At 37.0% G+C, this 6,645-nt stretch carries 7 protein-coding genes and 2 pseudogenes; all 9 read left to right on the top strand.

Annotated elements, in window-relative coordinates; all coding sequences use genetic code 11:
* On the top strand, window positions 1-1,406 hold a 1,406-nt coding region (locus JCM21531_RS16275), incomplete at its 5' end, for a polymorphic toxin-type HINT domain-containing protein (RefSeq protein ID WP_038291409.1).
* Window positions 1,407-1,851: 445 nt separating this feature from the next.
* Entirely contained in the window at window positions 1,852-2,148 is a 297-nt protein-coding gene (locus tag JCM21531_RS23130) for a WapI family immunity protein (protein ID WP_243467862.1), read from the top strand.
* Window positions 2,149-2,159: 11 nt separating this feature from the next.
* A complete protein-coding gene (locus JCM21531_RS23125; protein ID WP_243467861.1) occupies window positions 2,160-2,327 on the top strand; it encodes a hypothetical protein in 168 nt (55 codons plus the stop codon).
* Between the two features lie 649 nt (window positions 2,328-2,976).
* A pseudogene (locus tag JCM21531_RS18530) lies at window positions 2,977-3,714 on the top strand (polymorphic toxin-type HINT domain-containing protein); the annotation flags it as partial.
* A 12-nt stretch (window positions 3,715-3,726) separates the two neighbouring features.
* A complete protein-coding gene (locus JCM21531_RS16255; RefSeq protein WP_038291405.1) occupies window positions 3,727-4,296 on the top strand; it encodes an imm11 family protein in 570 nt (189 codons plus the stop codon).
* 340 nt (window positions 4,297-4,636) lie between these two features.
* Window positions 4,637-5,025: pseudogene (locus JCM21531_RS16250) on the top strand (hypothetical protein).
* The gene (locus JCM21531_RS19380; RefSeq protein ID WP_003513997.1) at window positions 5,018-5,155 is read left to right on the top strand and encodes a hypothetical protein; all 138 of its coding nucleotides are present in this window, start codon (window positions 5,018-5,020) and stop codon (window positions 5,153-5,155) included. Before JCM21531_RS16250 ends, JCM21531_RS19380 begins: the two are co-directional and overlap by 8 nt.
* 129 nt (window positions 5,156-5,284) lie before the next feature.
* Complete coding sequence (locus JCM21531_RS16245) at window positions 5,285-6,292, top strand: bifunctional DNA primase/polymerase (RefSeq protein ID WP_243467863.1); 1,008 nt, start codon at window positions 5,285-5,287, stop codon at window positions 6,290-6,292.
* Between the two features lie 100 nt (window positions 6,293-6,392).
* Window positions 6,393-6,515: a hypothetical protein gene (locus tag JCM21531_RS18525; protein ID WP_094184839.1), complete on the top strand. Its 123-nt coding sequence runs from the start codon at window positions 6,393-6,395 to the stop codon at window positions 6,513-6,515.
* Window positions 6,516-6,645: the final 130 nt, after the last annotated feature.

Here is a 6,645-nt window from a genome sequence, read left to right as displayed (position 1 = left end):
CGGAAGTAGTCCGTATCGACGGAGAAGTGGCTGCTGTTATCAATAAACGAAAAGAAGATTTCTATAAAGAGTACTATTACTTAAAACCAGAATGTGAGAAAAACGGCTGGGAAAAATTTAAGGACGGCTGCAAAGCTGTTGCCGAGTGGTGTAAAGATAATTGGAAATCCATTGCTAAAATAGTAGTTGCGGCGGTAGTTATTGCAGGACTGGGAATAGCGGCAGCGTTGACAGGCGGTATATTGGGAGTCGTACTGGCAGGAGCATTCTGGGGAGCTTTGGCCGGAGGCTTGATAGGAGGAGCGGTCGGAGGAATAGCTGCGGCGGTAAATGGAGGTTCATTTTTAGAAGGATTTGCGGATGGCGCTTTAAGCGGAGCGGTTTCCGGAGCGGTAACGGGAGCTGCATGTGCCGGGCTGGGTGCTTTGGGAGCTCTAGCAGGGAAAGGCATCGAATGCGTGAGCGCACTAGGGAAAGCGATAAAAATTACGTCAAAAGTAACTGCAGCACTCTCGTTTGGTATGGACGGATTTGACATATTGGCAATGGGAGTATCGCTGTTTGATCCATCCAACGCATTGGTTGAATTTAACCGGAAGCTGCATTCCAATGCACTTTACAATGGATTCCAGATTGCAGTAAACGCGCTGGCTGTTTTCAGTGCCGGGGCGGCATCTACAATGAAGTGCTTTGTTGCGGGTACGATGGTATTGACAGCGGCAGGTTTGGTTGCAATAGAGAATATCAAGGCAGGAGACAAGGTAATTGCGACGAATCCGGAGACTTTTGAAGTAGCGGAGAAGACGGTGCTTGAGACATATGTGAGAGAGACAACGGAGCTTTTGCATTTGACAATCAATGGAGAGGTAATCAAGACAACCTTTGAGCATCCGTTTTATGTTAAAGATGTGAGCTTTGTTGAAGCGGGAAAACTGCAGGTAGGAGACAGATTGGTTGATTCAAGAGGCAATGCTTTGGTATTGGAAGGTAAAAAGCTTGAAATAACAGATAAGCCTGTAAAGGTTTACAACTTCAAAGTGGATGATTTTCATACTTATCATGTTGCACATATTGGTGTATTGGTGCATAATGCAAGTTCAAACTATAGTAATGGAATGCCCGAAATTAAAAAAACTAAACACGGAGAGAAGAGAGCTAAAGAGCGAGGCTTTAGTGATGAAAAAATAAATGATATTAGGAATAATTATTCACAAAAAGTCTATCAATCAGGGGGTAGAACTGTATTTGCAAAAAAGAATGGCAATTATTATGATGTAGTTATAGTTAATAAGGAAGGTGTTGTAATAACGACAGTAGGAGGAAAAACTAAATCATTAAAAACTTGGAAAGATGTTTTAAAAATGTTAAAAAACAATGGAGAGATTAGTTCACTGCCAATAGATTAAGAAAGAGTATTCTTGTACTAAAATGAAATAAACTTTGAAAAAAGGATGCCATATTGTAGAATTTAAGACGAGAGTTGCATGGACAGTGAATAGATTAGAGAAAGCGAAAGAACATTTAGTATGAAGTATACTTAGAATAAAGGAATAATGTAAATCATAGAAAGAACTCTGATTGTTAGAGTTGATATAAAAAGAGGAGTGTACTTTGATTGGGTATTCAGTTTCTGAAATATCGACTAATGATTTACAATATTTCTATAATAACATAAAAAGATTTTTAATGTTTGAAGCTCAAAAGGAGAAAATAGGGAACGTGACGCACTTTGTAATGAGAAAAATTAATCAAGTAGTAAAAAAGAAAACTAGAATTTCTCATTTTAAAAATAATTGGGAGCTATAAAAGCAGAAAAGAAAAATATTTCAAGAATAATTAAGGGGGAGTTATATGCCTAAATTAAACAATATAGAGGGTAATATTTTGTTAGAAATTAACTTGCTTAATAATGATTTTCTTGATGTTGATGAGGAAAGACAAGATAGTGAGAATTGGATTCCATTTGAATTTGTCTTAAATGTTCCACGGGAAAAATATGTTTATACGCCTGATATGGGAGCAACTTTTAGTGTATATGAGATTAAAAGTTTGATTGAAAAATTTGAGCAAATAGCAGAAAATAAACTATCTAAAAAAACTTTGAGAAATTTGAATTTTCAAGTTCTGAATCCTATTTTGACATTATAGTGGATGACCCATTGGAAGATGGAGAAATATACATGGAAATTTGGTTAAATATAGGCACAATTACTGACGGTGAATTAAGTGGTTATGACAAAGGGTTTAGGTTTGTGGTAAAATTAGATACATTTATCGAATTTACAAGTGAATTAAAAAGGCAATATAAACGTATGATGGAACTTTGAAAAAGAAGAATCTGTCGTGGGAAATTTGAAATCATAGTATAATAATACTAAAAAATTAAGACTGACAAAACAGAAAAGTAAGTTAAACACAATTGCATTACCAAATTAATGAAAACTGGTAATAGCATGATATATTTAAGTTATAACGGTGAAGAAGACAGTGGTATTTTTGTTGGTGCAGCAAGAGTTTGTAAGCTAGACTGGCTTGGGCTTCCTGCTTGTACTATAAACTGTTGACTTTATAATAAAATTATGATACTTCTTAGGGAATATAAATAATTCTGTGGTGCGGTTGGGCAAGATAATGGAGGAGAACAGGTGGAAATCCGCATGAGTAGACCTTAAGCATATCTGTCTCACTTTACCTACAAAAAGATTGAAAAGTTTCTTTCTTGGCAAGAATTACAAATAGTATCCAAGGAAGAGATTTTCTTATGTTAACATTATCAAAAGAAGAAATGAATAACATGATCAAGAGAAATAATTTCAAAAGTATTGTAAATGTGACATACCTAAAAGATATTTTTAGACATTATTCAAGAATTTCTTTAAGCTAAATTGAAGTATCATACCAATTACTGTTTCAAAAATCAACAAATTAGTCGACGAAAACCGGTACAAGGTGTATGATAACGGCAAGAAAATAGATTTCAAATGCTTTGTTGCGGGTACGATGGTATTGACAGCGGCAGGCTTGGTTGCGATAGAGAATATCAAGGCAGGAGACAAGGTAATTGCGACGAATCCGGAGACTTTTGAAGTAGCGGAGAAGACGGTGCTTGAGACATATGTGAGAGAGACAACGGAGCTTTTACATTTGACAATTAATGGAGAGGAAATCAAGACGACCTTTGAGCATCCGTTTTATGTTAAAGATGTGGGTTTTGTTGAAGCGGGAAAACTGCAAGTAGGAGATAAGTTGGTTGATTCAAGAGGTAGTGTTTTAGTATTGGAAGGTAAAAAGCTTGAAATAACAGATAAGCCTGTAAAGGTTTACAATTTTAAGGTCGATAATTTTCATACGTATCATGTTGGCGAAAATAGGGTATTGGTTCATAATGCGAATAAGTATGTTAAGGGAACGAGTAGTACTGCTAAGCCAACACAGACTCATCACTTCCTGACAAATAAGAGTAGTACATATACAGCACAGATTGAAAAAATAACCAAAAAGTATGGATTAGATCTTGATGGCAGTTGGAAGAAAGCTGCAGTGCAACACCAAGGGAGACATCCAAATGCATATCATGATTATATGCTTAATGAAATTAAACGCATTGATTCTATTGCGAAAGGTGATACTAACATATTCTTGAAACTTTTTGAAAGTGTAAAGAATGAAGTATTAAAAAATCCAGATATGCTTACAAAAAGCTTCTGGGAATAATAGGAGGTTATCATGAAATATTATAAGTTGCTATATGATTATGAACATGAAGATAATTCGATTTTTTTAGAAATTGACGAAAAAACCCTTTCATTTGATAGGTATGAAGCTGAAAAAGGAATCGAATCCTGTGATTGGAATGTTGATATTAAAGTGAATTATGATAATGGTAATAAGAGAGTAATTACTGACTATGTTCCAAATGATTTAAGTTGGTTTATTGTTACTGATAAATTAAAAAGTATTATTGAAAGCATGAAAAATAATAAAGTTCAGTATTTACCTATAAGGGCAAGAAGTAAAGATGAGTCAGAAGTATTAGATTTGTATTTGGTCAATATATGCAATATTGTTGATGCACTTGATTTAGAAAATTCGAAATATAGTGTTCATGAAATTGATGAAAATGAAAAAATGATTTCTGTTCAAAAATATGCTATAAAGGGAAGTGTGATTAAAGATATCGATTTATTTAGGCTTAAAGACCATTATATGTCGATTTTTATATCAGAAAAGCTTAAGAAAGCTATGGAGAAGAATGGAATTACTGGATGCGATTATTTGGAGGTTAAAGTTGTGTAAGGGAAGACAGGAATATAAAGGAACAGTTTGATTGTCTTAGCACTATACTATTTCTTGAGATGCATGGAATTGAAATGATTGTTTGTAATATTAATAATGTTAAAATATTATAGTACTTTAATTATTAGTTGTTTATACGGACTTGGTAGACAAAGTATTTTTCAATGTTATATAAGCGGATACTATTAAGACATATGCAGATACATGAAGTTTAAATGAAGCAAAATTCAATCCCCGGCAAGCCAATCAAAGGTAAGCCGGGTTTTCTTTTATCCATGCTCGGCAATATGTAATACATTGCAATACAATTAAACCAATAAGAAATACAGGAGGTGCAATAATGTCTACAGAAAAGGATAGTATGCTACGGGTAAGGCTTACACAAAGGCAGTCGGATGAATTGGATGCTATCATTGATGAGTTACAAGCACGAATGCCGGAGCAAGCGTCACCACATCAAGCATAGCAAGATACGCTCTGGAGAAGTATGTGAGCGACTATATCGCCAAACGTGATGAAACGAAAATTTTTATTGAAATCAACACCGCAGATGCTACAGATGAGGATATAAAGAATCTCTATGACCTTATCTCCAAGCTGTTTGATGAAGCAAAGGAGAATTACTCACCAATGGTTCATTACATGGTTGGAGAGATTTTAGAGCCTGTGATGATGAAGATGGCAAGACTCATGAAGCTAAAGAAGCCGGAGGTGAAGGCAGGTGAGTAAGAAAAAGTACATTGTCCGCTGTCCTCATTGTAATCACAGAGTATTTGATGCTGATTATGCTGATGTTGAAATCAAATGCCCGGTGTGCAGAAAGGTTTTTGAAGTAAAGCTGGAGAAAAAGGCGGGGTGAAAAGTGAATAAATCTGGCACAGAGCCACAAAGGGAGCACAAGACTCACCTATAGAGTCTGGCAGATAGTTTGAAAACTATTTGTTAGGCTCAATTTGTTTTCAGCACGACAGGAGGTGAGAATTTGAAAGTGACAATGATGGACGCAGCATTAAAATATGCAGAAGCCAATATCTCAGTTAAGCCTTTGCATTGGATTTATGAGGATGGCTCCTGCTCCTGCAAGGCAGGGAGAAATTGCGACAGCAAAGGAAAGCATCCGTTATATACCGGCTGGTACAAGAATTCTACTGCTGATATGGAGCAAATAAAGAAATGGTGGACGAAAACACCCAATGCCAATATAGGCATTCTTACAGGTGAGAAATCCGGCTGGTTGGTGCTTGATGTGGACGATGGTGGTGATGAAACTCTATCGGTACTTGAAGCAGCACATGGCAAACTTCCGGATACGATTACTGCTGTTACCGGCAGAGGAGGTCGGCATTATATCTTTAAATATCCTAAAGGCAGGAGCATTCCTAATAAAACAAAGTTTGCACCGGGTCTTGACACCCGCTCAAACGATGGTTTGATAGTCGTTTCACCAAGCGTTCATATAAGCGGTAATCGGTATGAATGGATAAAGGATCATTCTCCCTTTGACAGAACCCCGGCAGAAGCTCCGGAGTGGCTATTAAAGCTTATGGAAAGGGAGGAAGTATTGCTTACACCCTTTGAAGGTAGCAGTATTATAGTCGAGATTAAGGAAGGAAACCGCAACAGTACCCTGACAAGCCTTGCAGGAACCATGAGAGCAAGAGGAATGACGGAGGAAGGCATCTATACGGCATTACTTGCAGAAAACAACGCAAGGTGCAATCCTCCGCTTGATGAAGCGGAAGTTAAGAAAATAGCGCACGGTATCAGCAGATACCAGCCAAATCCTCCGGGGAAGAAGCATTACCACAGGACAGGCAGCGGAAATGCAGAAAGGCTGCGTTACATGTTTGGTGAAATCATTAGATATTATCCGGCTTTTAAATACTGGTTGGTATATGACAGCTGTTGCTGGAGGAAAGAAACCGGAGAACTTACACAGTTTGCTATTAGAACAGCAAGAGATATGTTCGCAGAAGCAAGCTGGATAAAAGATTAAGCCACGAGGAAAGAATTAGTGTGCCATGCCGTGTAGTCTGAAAACGCAGGCAGCTTAAAGCCATGATCGATGTAGCTCCAAACCTTGAAGCTTGATAGTCATGCCAGATAAGCTTGATTCTGATATATGGAAGCTGAACTGTAAGAATGGTGTGGTAGACATAAAGACAGGAGAACTTTTCCCTCATAAGCAAGAGTACTACATAAGAGAGAGTACTATATGAGCAAATTTGCCTTGTCGAGTTTATTCCTAACAGCAAGGCACCCAGATGGATTGAGTTTCTGAATACCATTACGGGAGGAAGCAACGATATAGTTTAGGTTTTCAAAGAGTTAGTAGCTTGTAAAGAATTA

The organism is Acetivibrio straminisolvens JCM 21531, from assembly GCF_000521465.1.
Lineage (GTDB): Bacteria > Bacillota > Clostridia > Acetivibrionales > Acetivibrionaceae > Hungateiclostridium > Hungateiclostridium straminisolvens.
This window is presented reverse-complemented; position numbering and strand designations above follow the sequence as displayed.